The sequence below is a fragment of the Paracoccus fontiphilus genome (assembly GCF_017356265.1).
GTDB lineage: Bacteria > Pseudomonadota > Alphaproteobacteria > Rhodobacterales > Rhodobacteraceae > Paracoccus > Paracoccus fontiphilus.
This window is the reverse complement of sequence record NZ_JAFNAW010000043.1, coordinates 14,739-31,585: the sequence shown is the minus strand read 5'-3', so window position 1 is coordinate 31,585 and position 16,847 is coordinate 14,739. Positions and strand designations below refer to the sequence as shown.

Here is a 16,847-nt window from a genome sequence, read left to right as displayed (position 1 = left end):
GGTCGGAGGTGTGGGTCTGCGCATACATCACAGCTACCAAGCTGGACTCGCAAGATGAATTCCTCACGAAATTTGTGCAACAGAGCCGATGGGTGAGGCACGCAATTGGAAATAAGAAAAGAAATTCAACAAAATCCTGTTGCGGGAGAGGTTCCGGCAATTATCGCTGTTGTTCGTCCCATACTTGCGGCGCTGCTTTATTCTTTAAAGACTGAAATTGTTGCAGATTATGGGGGCCATAATCAAGTTCTTCTTCGGCAACTAGCTAGAAACAGAGCTGAGCATGATGGAGAATCAGGAGTTTTCTTTGAATATGCAGTTCATGATGCAATAATCAACCGAGATCCTATGGTAATGGATAGGATAGAGACTGGGTTAAGCAAGTTCTGCAAAATAAGCGGTGGTGAAATAAATTCTCTACTTTTCGGAGTAGAAAAGACTGGTAAAATAAACCTTATTGAAAGCGTTCGGGATAACCTTACTGAAGACTCTACGCTTCTTTCTGGAAGTCGTGGTCGACCTATAAAGTTGAAAAACCGGGTTGAGCAACTCGCCGCAGCATTTCGGAAGACTTCAGAAAGAAATAAATTGCCATATTCAATATCTGGATTGTGGAAAGCCGATCTTTTTGTGGGCAGGCCCGACCCGGATCAGTGGGTTGGAACGACAGTCAAGATTAATCAACGTCATCTAGAATCAGCAAGGGGTTTGCGGCTCGCAATTGTTCCGGCCGATCAGGGAAAATCTAACCTAGTGAGATTGGAAGAACAAAAGAACTTGATAGTAGTGCCAGTTCCGTATGACGGAGCCTTCATGGAAGTTTTTTGGTGCGCGTGGGAAACGGTTTTGCAGGTGATGTCGTCCGGCTGTAGGGTTCCGAAAGAAGCAAATCTTCCAAGGCCACCGCAGCGTCAAGTTGCGAGATTATTAGCAGATCGTCGTGAGTTTCCAGTTGTTGATGTTATCGAGGCGCTTGATCCATTAAGCCGACCTTATCTTTTGCAGACGCGTCCTGAACAATTGGAACTAAACTTGTTTCGTCTTGGCGTTGACACTGAAGTGCATTCACTTGTTTCTCCATACGCCCGCTCAATTTAATCGTAATGCAAAGGCGAGGTTTCATCCCACCATGTCTCTAAACCAATACCGCTTAGGGGTGGAATGAAGCAAGCATAGGTCCGGGTTCCTCCCTACTATCCTCAGCGCCGCCACTGCCGAACGGTCGGGTAAAACCCCACCCTACGCCTCTACGCCCTCCGATCCGCAACCGACGCCCTTGGCCCGTCGCCGGGCCATGGTGAGGTGAAACCCCACCCTACGGGGCGCCGATGCGGTTTCCCCAATCCACCCGGCCTGCCGCCATGTCGTGGTGAAACGACGAATACGGCCAATCCTCGGGCCGCTCGGCCAACCCATGCTTCACCGGATTGAACCAACAATACTGCATATGTGCCGCGAAATCCGCCTCATCCCGAATGTGATGCTCCCAAAACCGCCGCTGCCAAACGCCGGCATCCCCCTTCGCCACCTTGGATGCCGACCGTAGGGTGGGGTTCCACCCCACCGTCCCCCTCACCGCCCGCGAGAACCGCGCCTTGATCGCGCCCCACCGCACCGAATAATCGCAATCGCCCACTGGCAGGCGAGAGATGCAAGGCAGGCGGTCCGGCAGCACCACCTGCACTTCGCTGGTTCGTCGCTGAAAACGGTCGGTCCGAGCGCTTTCCCGACGCTCCTCGCCGTCGGTTCCGAACGGCCGTTCCGCCCGCCGCACGGCTTCGCGCAGGGCGTCGGCCTGATCGACCCGCATCCGCCCGCCGGGCTGAGCCAAGGCACGCTGGACAGACGAGAGCAAAGATAGCGCGGCATACCCCTTTGTCGCGCAAAGGCGTCAGCGGGGGGTGCTGACCGCCGTCACTTGCGCAGGCCGATGCCCCACATCCGCAGCCATGCCCGCTGCCATTCCCTCATCATGGCGTCCTGGGTCTTGCGCATCTCGGCGATCATCTGGCCTCGGGCGGGGGCAGAGATCTGGTTGGCGGCGGACAGCCACAGGCTCATCCAGGGGTTCTTCATGATGGTTCCTCCTGCAGCAACGGGATGCCGGGCGCCAGGACGCGCGGCGACGGGAGGGCAGGCGATCTGATCGGGATCAAGGCGCGACGCCCGCCGATGGTGCAAGATTGGCGCATCGAGCGACAGAGATCAACGATGACGCGCCTGTTCATGCTGCTGCTGTCCATCATCATGACCTCGCTTGCCGGGATCGGCATCGTGGGTGTCCTGACGATGGGATTGTACGACTGGAGATCCATTCTGCTGGCCGCCGCCCTTGGCGCGGTGATCGCGCTGCCGGTCGCCTGGCTGGTGGCGCGCCGGTTGCAGGAGGCCTGAGCCGAAGCTAGTGGTTCCAGAACGGCCATTCGCTGCGGCAGAAGCTGCCCACTGCCATACCGAGGGGGATCGACCCGTCGCGAGGACCGCTGCCGAATTGCGACAGGCCCGCGCCGGGGGCGGCCTTGGCGGGGTCCAGCGTGAAGACAATGCCGTGGCCCGCCCGCCGGGGCTTGGGCGAGGCGCGCCAGAGCGGCGTCCTGCCGGGCAGTCCCATCGCCCGCTGCGCGAAATCGCCCGCCGCGCACCAATAGGCGGTGTCGCCGCGCCGGACCTCGTGGATGACCGTGATCTCGGACGGGCCGGTCTGCACCGCCGTCATGCCGTTCTGCGCCGTGAAGGCTGCCGCCGGCAGGGGCAGCAGCAGCGCGGCAAGAAACATCAGTCGCATCGCATCCTCCTTCTCTGGAACCGCCGTCAGCGCCCGTTCGTTTCACCGGAACCTATCCCTCGGAGCATGATCATGCATCTTCGAATGTTCCTGATCCATATCTGGGTTGCCTGCATCGCCGGTGCGGTCGTCATTGCCGGGTTGGCGATGGGCTATGTCACGCTGTGGACCTTCATCTGGGGCGCGGCCATCGGCCTGGCGCTGGGCATCCCCGCCGCGCTGCTGAACTGGGTCTATCTGCGGCCCAACCGTTCGCGCCAGATCGGCTGGACATGGCCGATCGCCAACAAGATCCGGGCGGCGTCGAAACAGCATCCCTCGACCCGGTAGCCTGTTGGACAAGGGCGGCCCCGAAAGGCCGCCCTTGTTTCCGTTCACATCGCCTCGGCGCTTTCCTGCTGGATCACCTGACCCGCGGTCGAGACGTCGCGGCCAAGTCCCTGGGCGGTCTGGCAGCCCGCCAGCGTCATCATCGCAAGAATGGCGCCAAGGCCGATAAGGGTCTTCTGCATTCGTCAACTCCTTTGGCATGATCTGCGATCCGAACGCCGTCCCCTGCCGCGGGTTCCAAGCGCTCAGAAGGCCACGCCCGACCACAGGGCGACATTGGCGTAGGGCGTGAATTCCCCGGTGCGGACGATGGCACGGGCCTCGCGGCTCAGGGTCTTGAAGGCGTCATGCGCGACCACCGAGGGCGTGCCCAGGTCGCGCCCCTCCAGGGCGCCTTGCAGATCCGCGCCGGCCTCGGCCGCCCATGCGGATCGTTCCACCACCATCTCGGCCAGGACGGCATCGAGGACGTTGAGGAAACGGGGCACGCCGCGCGTCACGGCCAGGTCGATGCAGCGCACGCCGGGCGGGACCGGCAGGCCCGCGTCGCCGATGACCAGCAGGTCGCCGTGGCCCATCGCGGCGATCAGCCCGGACAGTTCGGAATGCAGAAGGGTGGTGCGTTTCATGGATCAGGCCTCGGGCAGGGTTTCGGACAGGTATCGGATCATGTTGCCGCCCATGACCTTGGCGATCTGTGGTTCGGACAGGCCCTCGTCCAGCAGCGCCTGCGTCAGCGCCGCCAGATGCGCCGCATCGAAGGGCACCCCGACCGAGCCGTCATAGTCCGAGCCCAGCGAGACATGATCCTCGCCCACCAGCCGGATGGCGGCGACGATGGCTTCGGCGATATGGGCGGGGGTGCCGCCGCAGACCACGTCGGACCAGAAGCCGATGCTGATCACGCCGCCCTTGGCCGCGATCTGGCGCACCAGGTCGTCGTCAAGGTTGCGCGCGCTGCCGCAATGGCCGTGAATGCCGGTATGGGACAGGATCGGCCGCGCCTCGGGGATGGCCAGCACGTCCTGCACCATCAGCGGCGCGGCATGGGCCAGGTCGATCACCATGCCGCGTCGGATCATGCCGTCCACGACCTGGCGGCCGAAGGGGGACAGGCCCGCGCCGGTGCCGCCCTCGCCATGCAGGCTGCCACCCAGTTCGTTGTCGAAGAAATGCGTGAGGCCGATCAGCCGGAAGCCCGCGTCATGCATCACGTCGAGATTGGCAATGTCGCCTTCCAGCGGGTGCCCGCCCTCGGACCCCAGCACCGCGCCCAGGATGCGCTTCCCGCCCGCCCGCGCGTCAAGAACCGCCTGCAGGTCGGCCTGCGTGCGGATCAGCCGCAGCCGGTCGGGCGCATCCTCGGCCGCCTGGGCCAGCGCCTCGGCCTGCACCAGAGCGCGCTCGCGCAGCGAGAACCAGGACCGCGGCGGGCGCAACTGGCCCATGAACAGGGGCGTGATGTTGTCGGGCGCGTCGGCGCTGTTCCCGTCATAGTTCTGGCCGCGCGGGCTTTTGGTCACGGTGGTGAAGACCTGCACAGCCACGTTGCCGTCGATCAGGCGCGGCACGTCCGTGTGGCCCCGGTCCGCGCGGTCCAGGATGTCGCGGTCCCACAGCAGCGCGTCAGAGTGCCAGTCGCCGATCACCAGCTGGTCATGCAGCGCCTGCGCCTGCGCGCTGACGGGCCAGCCCTCCGGGGGCATCCGCAAGGGGTTCAGCCCGCGTTCGACATAGCCCGGCGCGAAGGCGAAGAACGCCGCCGCCCCCAGCACGACCAAGGCCGCGACACCTGCAAGGATTCGCTTCAGCATCCCCCCGCCTCAGGCGTCCAGGGCTTCAAGCTCGTCGATGAATCCCTCGATCATGGACAGGCCCTTGTCCCAGAACCGGGGGTCCGAGGCATCCAGCCCGAAGGGCGCCAGCAGTTCCTTGTGGTGCTTGGAACCGCCCGCCGCCAGCAGGTCGAAATACTTGGCCTGGAAGTCCGGCAGCCCGCCTTCGTAGGCGGCATACAGCGCGTTCACCAGCCCGTCCCCGAAGGCATAGGCATAGACGTAGAAGGGCGAATGCACGAAATGGGGCACATAGGTCCAGAAGGTCTCGTATCCCGGCATGAACTCGAACACCGGGCCGAGGCTTTCGTGCTGGACCGACATCCACAGCGCGTTGATGTCGTCGGGGGTCAACTCGCCCTCGGACCGCGCGGCGTGCAGCTTGCATTCGAAGTCGTAGAAGGCGATCTGGCGGACGACCGTGTTGATCATGTCCTCGACCTTGCCGGCCAGAAGAGCCTTCTTCTGCGCGCGGTCGGTGGTCTTGGCCAGCAGGGCGCGGAAAGTCAGCATCTCGCCGAAGACCGAGGCCGTCTCGGCCAGCGTCAGCGGCGTAGAGGCCAGCAGCTCGCCCTGGTCTGCGGCCAGCCGCTGGTGGACGCCGTGGCCCAGTTCATGCGCCAGGGTCATCACGTCGCGCGGCTTGCCCAGGTAGTTCAGCAGCACATAGGGATGCACGGTGGTCACGGTCGGATGGGCGAATGCGCCGGGCGCCTTGCCGCGGGTCACGGCGGCGTCGATCCAGCCACGTTCGAAGAAGGGCTGCGCCAGTTCCGCCAACCGGGGCGAAAAGCCCGCATAGGCGTCCAGAACCGTCGATCGCGCCTCGTCCCAGCCGATGGTCCTGGCCGAGGCGGTCGGCAGCGGCGCGTTGCGGTCCCAGACCTGCAGCTTGTCCAGGCCCAGCCATTTCGCCTTCAGCGCATAATAGCGATGCGACAGGCGCGGATAGGCGGCGGTGACGGCGTTGCGCAGCGCCTCGACCACCTCGGGCTCCACATGGTTCGACAGATGGCGGCCGTATTGCGGCGTGGGCATCTTGCGCCACTTGTCCTCGATGGCCTTTTCCTTGGCGAGCGTGTTGTGGACGCGGGCGAACAGCTTGACGTTCTTCGTGAACACGGCGGCCAGGGCATGGGCGGCGGCCTCGCGCCGGGCGCGGTCGTGGTCGGTCAGCAGGTTCAGCGTGGCTTCCAAGCCCAGCGTCTCGCCCTTGACCTGGAACTCCAGCGCGGCGGTGGTTTCGTCGAACAGGCGGTTCCAGGCGGCGGCGCCGACGACCGAATTGTCGTGCAGGAACTGTTCCAGTTCGTCGGACAACTGGTGCGGGCGCATAGCGCGCATCCGGTCGAAGACGGGCTTGTAGCGCGCGGGACCATCGGCGGCAGCGAACACCGCCTCGTAGGTTTCGTCGGGGATGCGGTTGAATTCGAGGCTGAAGAAGACCAGCGGCGTGGTGATGTCGGTGATCCGCGCCTGCAGGTCGCCCATCAGCTTGGCGCGCCCGGCATCCACCGTGTTCTGGTAATAGCGCAGGCCGGCATAGGACATAACCCTCCCGGCGGTGATATCGATGCGCTGATAGGCCTCGATGCAGGCCAGCATCTCGGCCGGGGACAGGTCGGCCAGCTTGCCCTGGTAGCGCGCGGCGAAATCGGCGGCCTCGGTTTCCAGCATGGCGATGTCGGCCGTCAACTCCGCCGCGTCCGGCGACGGGTACAGGTCGGTCAGGTCCCACGCGGGAAGCTTGCCCAGTCCGCTGCCCGAAGCGGCATCTGCGGCGTCGAAGGTCGGTTGTCCTGCCATGGGATATCCTTTCGTGCTCGGCCCCAGATGTAACCCACCGTGGCCGATCCGCAAGGTTCCGCAGCGTCTCAAGGGGCGGCAAAAGCCGGGGCGTAACCGATCCGGCTGCCTTTCGGCAGATCGCCGATCATCTGCAGCGGCAGTCCCGCATAGGGCGAGGCAAGATCCGCAGGCCGGAAACCAAGGGGGCCGTAATAGTCGGGATCACCCAGCACGACGACCGAGGCCGCGTCGGCCCAGACCACGGCCTCTCGCGTCAGCGCGGCGCCGATGCCCAGGCGTTGCGCCTTGGGCGCGACGGCAAGCGGGGCAAGCGCATGGGCGGGGCGGTCGGCCGACAAGGGGGACAGCGCGACATGGCCCAGGATCGTGCCTGCCGCATCGGCGACAAGCGACAAGGACAAGTCGCCGTCCGCGCGCAGCTTGCGCACCAACCGCGCCTCGCCCTCGCCCTTGAACGCGTCGCGCAGAAGGGCGTCGATGGCGTCCAGGTCCTGGCGGGTTTCGCGCCGGATGACCGGGATCACGTCATGGCGGTGAAGATCGAAGGTGAAGCCTTCGCTTTCCCGGCCCCATGCGCTGTCCCTGGTCCGGGCGCCGTGGGCCGCGAACGCGTCGGCATCGGTGAACAGTTCGGACAGGTGCCAGACCAGCGGGTTTTCATCCTGCCAGAGGTCGAAGTGCAGGCAGCCCGGCTCGTCGCGGCTGAGGGCAATATGGTCCGGCAGCAGCGACAACGCGGTCATCATCTGGCCCGCGTCCGCGCAGACCAGCCGCCCCGTCAGCCCGAACATCGGCGTCTTCAGCGCGACGGGCGTGCCCTTGGCATTGTGATGGTGGCGGGGGGAATGGTGGTGGCCGCAGGCGCAGGTCATGGTCGTCCTTTCATACGGCCGGACGGACCGGCACGCATCCGGTTTAGTCGCCGGCGGGCCGCGATCCAAGCCTAGACTGCTTCCCCTTCAGACATGCGCCGCAGGAAGTCGGCCGCGTCCGTGCGGATGGCTTTGCGGGTCTCGGGATCCATCCGGTCCCAGGCGTCGTAGATGGCGGCGATGCGCGTGTTGCCGTCGAACCGCTCTCGGTGGCGGATCATGAAGTCCCAGTACAGCAGGTTGAACGGGCAGGCGTCCCTGCCGCTCCGTGCCTTGACCGAATAGGCGCAGGACCGGCAATAATCCGACATCCGGTCGATATAGGCGCCCGACGAGACGTAGGGCTTGCTGCCGATCAGCCCGCCGTCGGCGAACTGGCTCATGCCGATGGTGTTGGGCGCCTCGACCCATTCGAAGGCGTCGAGATAGACGGACAGGTACCATTCGTGGACCTGCGCCGGGTCGATCCCCGCCAGCAGGGCGAAATTGCCTGTGACCATCAGCCGCTGGATGTGATGGGCATAGGCCAGCCGCCTTGTCTGCCCGACAGCGGCCGCCATGCAGGCCATGCGCGTCTTGCCGCCCCAGTAGAGCCAGGGCAGGTCGCGGGTGTGATCCAGGGCGTTGCGGCTTGCGTAGGCCGGGCCTTCCAGGAAATAGATGCCGCGGATGTATTCGCGCCAGCCGAGGATCTGGCGGATGAACCCTTCCGCCGAGTTGAGCCGGACCTTGCCGGCGGCGTAGGCCCTGGCCGCTGCCTCGCAGACCTCGCGCGGGGACAGCAGGCCGATGTTGATGTAGGCGGACAGGGCCGAGTGGTTCAGGAACGGATCGTCGGTCAGCATCGCGTCCTGGTAGGGGCCGAACTCATCCAGCGAATGGGCGATGAAATGGTCCAGGGCCTTCAGCGCGCCTGCCCGGTCGGTGGCATAGCCGAAGGGCCGCAACTCGCCGAAGTTGTCGGGAAAGCGCGCCGCGACCAGATCCAGGACTTCGGCGGTGATCGGGTCGGGCGGGAAGGCGGGCGGCGGCTGGCGCAGCAGGTCGGGCCTGGCAGGCTTGCGGTTCTGCTTGTCGAAGTTCCACTTGCCGCCCACGGGCCGGTCACCCTGCATCAGCAGCCCCGTCCTGCGGCGCATGTCGCGATAAAACCACTCCATCCGCAATTCGCCGCGCCCCTTGGCCCAGGCGGCGAAGTCGCGGTGGCTGGCGAAGAAGCGGTCATCAGACAGTTGGCGGACGGGGACCGGCAGGTGCGACAGGGCATTGATCAGCCGCCATTCGCCCGGTTCGGTCGCGATGATGTCGCGGGCGCCGAACTGCGCGGCGCGGCGCATGAGTTCGCCGGGGATCGATTGCGTGTTGTCGGAATCGTCCAGCCGGGCATAGGCGACGTGGAAGCCGTCGCGCTGCAGTTCCGCCGCGAACTTGCGCATGGCCGCGAAGATGAAGGCGATCTTCTTGGGATGGTGGCGGACATAGCTGGCCTCGTCCATCACCTCGGCCATGACGACAACATCGCCGGGCCGCGCCTCGCGCAGCGCGGCGATGTCGCGCGACAACTGGTCGCCCAGGACAAGGATCAGACGGAACATGGCGACCTCCGGTTCGAAGGCTAATGTTCCCTATCTGTTCCCGTTTGTCACTCCCATTCGATGGTGCCCGGCGGCTTCGAGGTGATGTCGTAGGTGCAGCGGTTGATGCCCTTGACCTCGTTGATGATCCGCGTCGCCGTCTCGCCCAGGAAGTCGTGGGTGAAGGGATAGTAATCCGCCGTCATCCCGTCCACCGACGTGACCGCCCGCAGCGCGCAGGCATAGTCGTAGGTCCGCCCGTCGCCCATCACGCCCACGGTGCGCACCGGCAGGATCGCCACGAAGGCCTGCCAGATGTCGTCGTAAAGCCCGTGGCGACGGATCTGGTCGATGAAGACCGCGTCCGCCTTGCGCAGGATGTCCAGCTTTTCGCGTGTGATCTCTCCGGGGCAGCGGATCGCAAGGCCGGGGCCGGGGAAGGGGTGGCGGCCGATGAACTTGTCGGGCAGGCCAAGCTCGCGGCCAAGGGCGCGGACCTCGTCCTTGAACAGTTCGCGCAGCGGTTCCACCAGCTTGAGGCCCATCTTCTCGGGCAGGCCGCCGACATTGTGGTGGGACTTGATCGTGACGGACGGCCCGCCGCTGAAGCTGACGCTTTCGATCACGTCGGGATAAAGCGTGCCCTGGGCCAGGAACTCGGCGCCCTCGATGCCGCTGGCATAGCGCTGGAACACGTCGATGAACAGCCGGCCGATGGTCTTGCGCTTGACCTCGGGGTCGCTGACGCCTTCCAGCGCGCCCAGGAACAGCTCGGATTCGTCGGCATGGATCAGGGGGATGTTGTAGTTGTCGCGGAACATGGTCACGACTTCCTCGGCCTCGTTCAGCCGCAGAAGCCCGTGGTCCACGAAGACGCAGGTCAACTGGTCGCCGATGGCCTCGTGGATCAGCACGGCGGCGACGGAACTGTCCACGCCGCCGGACAGGCCGCAGATCACCTTCTTGTCGCCGACCTGCTCGCGGATCTTGCGGATCGCCTCGTCGCGGTATCCGGCCATGGTCCAGTCGCCGGAAAAGCCCGCCAGCCGGACGAAATTCTCCAGCATGGTGCGGCCACGCGGGGTGTGATGCACCTCGGGGTGGAACTGCACGGCGTAGAAGCGGCGGGATTCATCCGCGATCATCGCGAAGGGCGCGTTGGGGGACGTGCCGATGACCTCGAAGCCCGGCGCCAGGCGGGTCACGCGGTCGCCGTGGCTCATCCACACTTCCTCGCGTCCCGTATCGAACAGGCCCGCGAAGATGCCGTCGCCCTTGTGCCCTTCGGCGGGCGCGATGAAGGCGCGGCCGTATTCGGCGTGGTGGCCCGCCTCGACCGCGCCGCCAAGCTGTTCCATCATCACCTGCTGGCCATAGCAGATGCCGAACAGCGGCACGCCCAGGTCAAAGACGGCCTGCGGGGCGCGGGGGCTTCCCTCGCGCGTCACGCTGTCCGGGCCGCCCGACAGGATCACCGCCTGCGGGTCCAGCCCGCGCAGGATGTCGTCGGTCAGCAGGTTGTAGGGATGGATTTCGCAATAGATGTTCAGCTCGCGCAGGCGGCGCGCGATCAGCTGGGTCACCTGAGAGCCGAAATCGATAATCAGAAGGCGCTGATGCTGTGTCATGGATGCGCTTTAAGCGCGCCCATGCCGCCGCGCAAGGGATTTGGGGGCCGGAACTGGCTTTGCAAGGCAGGCGTTTCCTGCGTCCATAGCCGAGGTTTCCATGTCCACCTTCCGTACCTTCGCCGCAGCCGTCAGCCTGGCCGCCCTTGCCGCGTGCCAGGGCGGCATCAGGACAGCCATGCCCTGGGAAACGGCCACCGTTCCCCCCGCCGAGGAATCGCTTGCCGCCCAATGCGCGGGCGATGCGGCGATCGCCGCGCAGATGGACGCCGCGGTCAACGCCGCGCGGGCAAGCAGCGGCAAGACCCCCCTGGCCAGCGCGCCGCTTCTGGCGCAGATCGCCCAAAGCCATGCCTGCGACATGGCGCTGAACGGGCGCGTCGATGTCGAGGGATCGAACGGGTCCAGCGTCGTGGACCGGGCGCGGGCGGTCGGCTATCCGGTCTGCGGGGTGGTCCAGCTTGTCGGGCGGGGCGGCAGCGCCCCGGACACCGTCGCGCGCTGGCTTGCGGCCGAGGCGCAGCGCACCGAACTGCTGGGCCAGGCCAGCCGCCAGGTCGGCAGCGGCTACACGACCGGCGCCGATGGCCAGCCGTATTGGAGCGTCGTCCTGGGCGACAACTGCGGATGAAAAAGGGGCCTTGCGGCCCCTTTCCCTTACTTCTCTGGCACAAGGCCCCGTGGGGCGAAGCGCAGGACCAGCAGCAGGACGGCACCCATGGCGATGAAGCGCATGTGCGGCGCGCTTCCCAGCAGGTGCGCCTTGACGTCGCCATCGGGCAAGGGGCCGACCAGAAGGCCGATCAGGTTCGGACCCCAGACCTCGGCCTTGATCCACAGGAACCAGATCAGCACCGCGCCCAGGATCGCGCCCCAGTTGTTGCCGGACCCGCCCACGATCACCATCACCCAGATCAGGAAGGTATAGCGCAGCGGGTTGTAGCTGGTCGGCGCCATCAGCCCGTCCAGCGTGATCATCATGGCGCCCGCGACGCCGATCACGGCCGAGCCCAGGATGAACACCTGCAGGTGCCGCGCGGTCACGTCCTTGCCCATCGCCTCGGCCGCGGTCTCGTTGTCGCGAATGGCGCGCATCATCCGACCCCAGGGCGACTTCAGCGCCAATTCGGCCAGAAGGACGATCGTCAGCAGCACGACCAGGAACAGCGACATGTAGCAAAGCTTGACCCAGATGCCCGACGCCTCGGCCGCCGAAAAGCCCCAGCGCGTCGCGAAGTCCACAAAGGCCGGGTTCTGCTGCAGGTCGATCTCGTAGGGGACCGGGCGCGGGATCGAGGTGATGTTCTTCACCCCGCGCGCCAGCCAGTCCTCGTTGCGCAGTACGGCCACGATGATTTCCGCGATGCCCAGCGTAGCGATGGCCAAATAGTCGGACCGCAGCCCAAGCGCGACCTTGCCGATGGCCCAGGCGGCGGCGGCGGCAAAGGCCCCGCCCACCGCCCAGGACAGCAGGACCGGCAGGCCGAGACCGCCGATGTTGCCGGCGCTTGCCGCATTGTTCGCCTCGATGGCGCTGACCGCCGGATCGAACAGCCAGCGATAGGCGACGAAGCCCGCGATCAGCACAAGGGCCACCAGCAGGCCCCGACGCGTGCGGGCATAGACGATCCGCGCCAGCGCCAGCGTGCCAAGGCCCACCAGCAGCGACAGGATCAGGCGCGGCCCGCCTGCGGACCACGCGCCCTGCACGGGCGGCAGCGACACCAGCACGGGCGCAAGCCCGCCCAAGGCCAGAAAGCCCACGACGCCCACGTTGAAAAGGCCCGCATAGCCCCACTGCATGTTCACGCCAAGCGCGGTGATGGCCGATATCAGGCCCATGTTCAGGATCGCGAGCGAGGTGTTCCACGAGCCCGAGAACATGCCGTTCCTGACCGTGCCCTCCAGCACGAACAGGGCGGCGAGGATCGCGAAGACGATGGGCGCGCGCCAGGGGCTTGCGGAAGCGGATTGACGGTTCGATGACATGGAAAGGCCCTCTTACACCGACTTGCCGCGGAACAGCCCGGTCGGGCGGAACAGCAGGACCACGATCAGGATCACGAAGCTGACGGCGAACTTGTATTCGGTCCCCAGCAGTTGCAGCAGCCCGCCGGGTTCCCAGCCGGGTGCCAGGTAACCCGCGATCTTGACCCACGGGTAGGTCACCGCGACCTCGGAAAAGGCGACAAGGAAGCCACCCGCGATGGCGCCGATGGGATTGCCCAGGCCCCCCACGATGGCGGCGGCGAAGATCGGCAGCAGGATCTGGAAATAGTTGAAGGGACGGAACGACTTGTCCAGGCCATACAGCACGCCCGCGATGGTCATCAGCGCGGCGGCGATGATCCAGGTCATGCGCACGACCTTTTCCGGGTCGATCCCCGACAACAGGGCCAGATCCTCGTTGTCGGAATAGGCGCGCATGGCCTTGCCGCCCTTGGTGCGGTTCAGGAACCAGAACAAGGCCGCGCAGACGATCACCGTGACGATCACGGTCAGGGCCTGGGTCGACCGCAGGGCCAGCCCCTCGGCCAGGCCGGTCCATTCGCGAAAGTCGCGGACGGCGATCAGGAAGCGCGCGCCGTCGTCGAAGCGCTGTTCATCCACGCCGATCAGCAGGCGCGTCAGACCGTTCATGACGAACATCACGCCCACCGAGGCCATGACGAAGATGATCGGCGCGGCCTTCTGCACCCGGTAGAAGCGATAAACGACGCGGTCGGTCGCCAGCACCAGAAGGGCGGTGCCCGCGATCCCGATGGGCAGCGCCAGCAGCGCCGTGGGCAGCGGCCCCAGCGACACGCCCAGCGACTGCAGCCCCCAGGTCGCGATGATGGTGATGGCGGTGCCGAAGGCCATGGTGTCGCCATGGGCGAAGTTCGAGAACCGCAGGATGCCGTAGATCAGCGTCACGCCAAGCGCGCCAAGCGCAAGCTGCGCGCCGTAAGCGGCGGCGGGAATGAACACGAAGTTCAGAAAGGCCACAAGGGCGTTGAGGATATCCAAGGCTCAGCCCCCCAGGAAGGTGCGGCGCACCTCGTCGTTCTGCATCAATTCGTGGCCGGTGCCGGTATGGGCGTTCGCGCCCTGCACCAGCACATAGGCCTTGTCGGCGATCATCATCGCCTGCTTGGCGTTCTGTTCGACCATCAGGACCGGCAGCCCGCCGCGTGCGATGGCGATGATGCGGTCGAACAGCTCGTCCATGACGATGGGGCTGACGCCCGCCGTCGGCTCGTCCAGCATCAGGACCGAAGGCTGGGTCATCAGCGCCCGGCCCACGGCAACCTGCTGGCGCTGCCCGCCCGACAGTTCGCCCGCGGCCTGGCGCCGCTTGGCGGCGACGGCGGGGAACAGGTCATAAACCTGCTCCATCGTCCGGCGGATGTCGTCGTTGCGGATATAGGCGCCCATCTCCAGGTTCTCCTCGACCGTCATGGACGGGAAGATGTTGTTGACCTGCGGCACGAAGCCCATCCCCGCCTTCACGCGGTCCTGCGGGTTCAGGGCGGTGATGTCGCGCCCGTCCAGCCGGACGCTGCCCTGGCGCAGGTTCAGCATCCCGAAGATCGCCTTCATGGCGGTGGACTTGCCCGCGCCGTTCGGGCCGACGATCACGGCGATCTGCCCCTTCTCGACGGCGATGGTGCAGTTGTTCAGGATGTCGGGGCCCTTGCCATAGCCGCCCGTCATCCCCTCTCCGATCAGGAAGGGGTCGCCCGCGCGGCCCTGTCCCACCGGTCCCGACGGCCGGGTGCCGTCGATCGTGCCCTTGCCCTGGCTGTTCACAACCGAGGCGTCGCGGTTGCCGCGATGGCCAAAGACTGCGTCCTGATCGCTCATGCGCCCACCATGTCCTTGTTCTTGAGGCCGGTGCCCAGATAGGCCTCGATCACCGCCTCGTTCTGCATGATGTCCGCGGCGCTGCCCTTGGCCAGCACCTTGCCCTCGGCCATGACGATGACCGGGTCGCACAGCTTGCCGATGAAGTCCATGTCGTGTTCGATCACACAGAAGGTATAGCCGCGTTCCTTGTTCAGCCGGATGATCGCGTCGGCGATAGTCATCAGCAGCGTGCGGTTCACGCCTGCGCCGACCTCGTCCAGGAAGACGACCTTGGCGTCGACCATCATCGTGCGGCCCAGTTCCAGCAGCTTCTTCTGGCCGCCCGACAGGTTGCCGGCCTTTTCATGGGTCAGGTGGCGGATGGTCAGGAAGTCCAGAACCTCGTCGGCCTTCCTGCGCAGCGCGGCTTCCTCGCGCTCGATGCGGCCGCGCTGGAACCAGGTCTTCCAGATCGTCTCGCCCGACTGGGCGCCGGGCACCATCATCAGGTTCTCGCGCACGGTCATCGACGAAAACTCGTGCGCCAGCTGGAAGGTGCGCAGCAGGCCCTTGTGGAACAGCTCGTGCGGGGGCAGGCCGGTGATGTCCTCGCCATCCATGAAGACGCGGCCGGATGTCGGCGGCAGCACGCCCGCGATCACGTTGAACAGCGTGGACTTGCCCGCGCCGTTCGGCCCGATCAGCCCGGTGATCGAGCCGGTCTCGATCGTGAGGCTGGCGCCATCGACGGCGCGAAAGCCCCCGAAGTGGCGGTGGAGGTCTTCGACCCTTATCATCTTCTTACCCCGTTCTTCACGCCATTGGTGAAGTGTGACCGCATTCAGCGGCTTTTATCATGAAAAATGGCCCGGCAACCCCGAAAGGTTGCCGGGCCGGAGCATTCCTGCCGCGTCAGCGATAGCCGACGACGGTCATCTCGCCGTTGTCGAACGACACCTCGCGGTAGACGCCGGCGGTTTCGCCCACATCGGTCATCTCGACCGCGGCCGCGCCCACATAGTCCACGTCGCCGCCGTTGTTGAGGATTTCCAGCGCCTTGCCCAGCTCGCCCGGCAGGATCTTCTCGCCCGGCTCGTTGGCAACGTCCATGATGCTGTTCTTGTAGACGTTGGGATCGCTTGACTTGGCGGCGGCCATGCCCAGCAGGATCAGGGCCGCGGCGTCATAAGCCTCGGCCGAATAGGCGCTGGTGCCGTCGAAGCCGGCGGTCTTGGCCATCTCCAGGAACTTCTCGCGGCCCTCGCCCTCGGCTGCCGGGTTCTGGCCGAAGCTGCCGTTGATCTCCTCGCCGAAGTTGTCCACCAGGGCCTGGCCGACCATGCCGTCGGGGAAGACGAAGGTGTCGAAGGCGCCGGTGTCCAGCGCGGCGCGGACCACGCCCGAACCGCCCTGGTCCACATAGCCCGCCACCACGAGGGCGTCGCCCCCGGCGGCGGCCAGGGCCGCGACCTCGGCCGAATAGTCGGCCTTGCCGTCGTCATGGGCGGCGTTGACGGTCACCTTGCCGCCCTGCGCCTCGAACGCGGCGACGAAGCTGTCGGCCAGGCCCTTGCCGTAGTCGTTGTTGGTATAGGTGACGGCGGCGCTCTCGATGCCCTTTTCGCGCATGATCGTGGCCATCACCTCGCCCTGGCGGGCGTCGGAGGGCGCGGTGCGGAAGAACAGGCCGTTGTCCTCGATCGTGGTCAGCGCGGGCGAGGTCGCGGACGGCGAGACCATCACGACGCCGTTCGCCAGCGCCACGTTCTGCAGCGAGGCGATGGTTTCGCCCGAGCATTGCCCGCCCATGATGCCCTTGACGCCTTCGGCCGTGATCAGGCGCGTGACGGTGGCGGTCGCGGCGGCGGCGTCGATGCAGGTGCTGTCGCCGGTCACGGCGGTCACGGTCGAGCCGTCCAGCAGCAGCTTGCTGTCGTTGACTTCCTTGATGGCCAGTTGCGCCCCGGCCTCCATGCCAGGAGCCATGGACTCCAGCGGGCCCGTATAGCCCAGCGAGATGCCCAGCTTGATCTCCTCGGCGGCAGCGGCACCGGCCAGCAGCGCCCCGGCGGCGGTCGCAAGAAGAAGTTTCTTCATCTGATTGTCTCCCAGTTGGAACAATGTCCTGCGCCGCAGGTTAGAAGCGCCCTTTGCAAAAGAAAAGCGGGATATCGGCAGGAAACCCT

At 65.6% G+C, this 16,847-nt stretch carries 19 protein-coding genes; 4 read left to right on the top strand and 15 right to left on the bottom strand.

Annotation, left to right across the window (positions count from 1 at the left end; translation table 11 throughout):
• Positions 1–105: 105 nt before the first annotated feature.
• Positions 106–1,098 (top strand): hypothetical protein, encoded by a 993-nt coding sequence (locus J0F76_RS14170; protein WP_207470414.1) that lies wholly within the window; start codon positions 106–108, stop codon positions 1,096–1,098.
• 217 nt (positions 1,099–1,315) lie between these two features.
• Here J0F76_RS14170 and J0F76_RS14165 read toward each other — a convergent pair whose 3' ends face one another.
• Complete coding sequence (locus J0F76_RS14165) at positions 1,316–1,810, bottom strand: REP-associated tyrosine transposase (RefSeq protein ID WP_242690219.1); 495 nt, start codon at positions 1,808–1,810, stop codon at positions 1,316–1,318.
• A 104-nt stretch (positions 1,811–1,914) separates the two neighbouring features.
• Positions 1,915–2,076 carry a hypothetical protein gene (locus J0F76_RS14160; RefSeq protein WP_207470410.1) on the bottom strand — a complete coding sequence of 54 codons (162 nt, stop codon included), beginning with the start codon at positions 2,074–2,076 and terminating at the stop codon, positions 1,915–1,917.
• A gap of 135 nt (positions 2,077–2,211) precedes the next feature.
• Between J0F76_RS14160 and J0F76_RS14155 the strand changes: the two genes are divergently transcribed.
• Positions 2,212–2,394, top strand: coding sequence for a hypothetical protein (locus J0F76_RS14155; protein ID WP_207470409.1), 183 nt, complete (start codon positions 2,212–2,214; stop codon positions 2,392–2,394).
• 7 nt (positions 2,395–2,401) lie between these two features.
• Here the strand turns inward: J0F76_RS14155 and J0F76_RS14150 are convergent, their stop codons facing one another.
• Positions 2,402–2,785 carry a hypothetical protein gene (locus J0F76_RS14150; RefSeq protein WP_207470407.1) on the bottom strand — a complete coding sequence of 128 codons (384 nt, stop codon included), beginning with the start codon at positions 2,783–2,785 and terminating at the stop codon, positions 2,402–2,404.
• Positions 2,786–2,851: 66 nt separating this feature from the next.
• On the opposite strand from J0F76_RS14150, the gene J0F76_RS14145 reads away from it, so the two are divergent.
• Positions 2,852–3,115: a hypothetical protein gene (locus tag J0F76_RS14145; RefSeq protein WP_207470404.1), complete on the top strand. Its 264-nt coding sequence runs from the start codon at positions 2,852–2,854 to the stop codon at positions 3,113–3,115.
• Positions 3,116–3,159: 44 nt separating this feature from the next.
• On the opposite strand, the gene J0F76_RS14140 is transcribed toward J0F76_RS14145, so the two are convergent.
• The 7 genes from J0F76_RS14140 to guaA form a co-directional block, all read right to left on the bottom strand.
• On the bottom strand, positions 3,160–3,297 hold the full coding sequence (locus J0F76_RS14140) for an entericidin EcnAB (RefSeq protein WP_207470402.1): 138 nt from the start codon (positions 3,295–3,297) through the stop codon (positions 3,160–3,162).
• 63 nt (positions 3,298–3,360) lie between these two features.
• A complete protein-coding gene (gene rbsD / locus J0F76_RS14135) occupies positions 3,361–3,744 on the bottom strand; it encodes a D-ribose pyranase (protein WP_207470401.1) in 384 nt (127 codons plus the stop codon).
• Between the two features lie 3 nt (positions 3,745–3,747).
• Positions 3,748–4,929: a dipeptidase gene (locus tag J0F76_RS14130; RefSeq protein ID WP_207470399.1), complete on the bottom strand. Its 1,182-nt coding sequence runs from the start codon at positions 4,927–4,929 to the stop codon at positions 3,748–3,750.
• Positions 4,930–4,938: 9 nt separating this feature from the next.
• Entirely contained in the window at positions 4,939–6,756 is a 1,818-nt protein-coding gene (locus J0F76_RS14125; protein WP_207470398.1) for a M3 family oligoendopeptidase, read from the bottom strand.
• Positions 6,757–6,824: 68 nt separating this feature from the next.
• Entirely contained in the window at positions 6,825–7,631 is an 807-nt protein-coding gene (locus J0F76_RS14120) for a GNAT family N-acetyltransferase (protein ID WP_207470397.1), read from the bottom strand.
• Between the two features lie 71 nt (positions 7,632–7,702).
• Entirely contained in the window at positions 7,703–9,226 is a 1,524-nt protein-coding gene (locus tag J0F76_RS14115; RefSeq protein WP_207470396.1) for a cryptochrome/photolyase family protein, read from the bottom strand.
• 47 nt (positions 9,227–9,273) lie between these two features.
• Entirely contained in the window at positions 9,274–10,833 is a 1,560-nt protein-coding gene (guaA, locus tag J0F76_RS14110) for a glutamine-hydrolyzing GMP synthase (RefSeq protein WP_207470395.1), read from the bottom strand.
• Between the two features lie 100 nt (positions 10,834–10,933).
• On the opposite strand from guaA, the gene J0F76_RS14105 reads away from it, so the two are divergent.
• The gene (locus J0F76_RS14105) at positions 10,934–11,464 is read left to right on the top strand and encodes a CAP domain-containing protein (RefSeq protein ID WP_207470394.1); all 531 of its coding nucleotides are present in this window, start codon (positions 10,934–10,936) and stop codon (positions 11,462–11,464) included.
• A gap of 26 nt (positions 11,465–11,490) precedes the next feature.
• On the opposite strand, the gene J0F76_RS14100 is transcribed toward J0F76_RS14105, so the two are convergent.
• From J0F76_RS14100 to J0F76_RS14080, 5 genes are all read right to left on the bottom strand, one after another.
• Positions 11,491–12,822 carry a branched-chain amino acid ABC transporter permease gene (locus J0F76_RS14100; RefSeq protein WP_207470393.1) on the bottom strand — a complete coding sequence of 444 codons (1,332 nt, stop codon included), beginning with the start codon at positions 12,820–12,822 and terminating at the stop codon, positions 11,491–11,493.
• 12 nt (positions 12,823–12,834) lie between these two features.
• Complete coding sequence (locus tag J0F76_RS14095) at positions 12,835–13,842, bottom strand: branched-chain amino acid ABC transporter permease (protein ID WP_207470391.1); 1,008 nt, start codon at positions 13,840–13,842, stop codon at positions 12,835–12,837.
• A gap of 3 nt (positions 13,843–13,845) precedes the next feature.
• The gene (locus tag J0F76_RS14090; RefSeq protein WP_207470389.1) at positions 13,846–14,679 is read right to left on the bottom strand and encodes an ABC transporter ATP-binding protein; all 834 of its coding nucleotides are present in this window, start codon (positions 14,677–14,679) and stop codon (positions 13,846–13,848) included.
• Entirely contained in the window at positions 14,676–15,458 is a 783-nt protein-coding gene (locus J0F76_RS14085) for an ABC transporter ATP-binding protein (protein ID WP_207470387.1), read from the bottom strand. Before J0F76_RS14085 ends, J0F76_RS14090 begins: the two co-directional genes overlap by 4 nt.
• A gap of 115 nt (positions 15,459–15,573) precedes the next feature.
• Positions 15,574–16,758: an ABC transporter substrate-binding protein gene (locus tag J0F76_RS14080; protein ID WP_207470385.1), complete on the bottom strand. Its 1,185-nt coding sequence runs from the start codon at positions 16,756–16,758 to the stop codon at positions 15,574–15,576.
• Between the last annotated feature and the right edge of the window lie 89 nt (positions 16,759–16,847).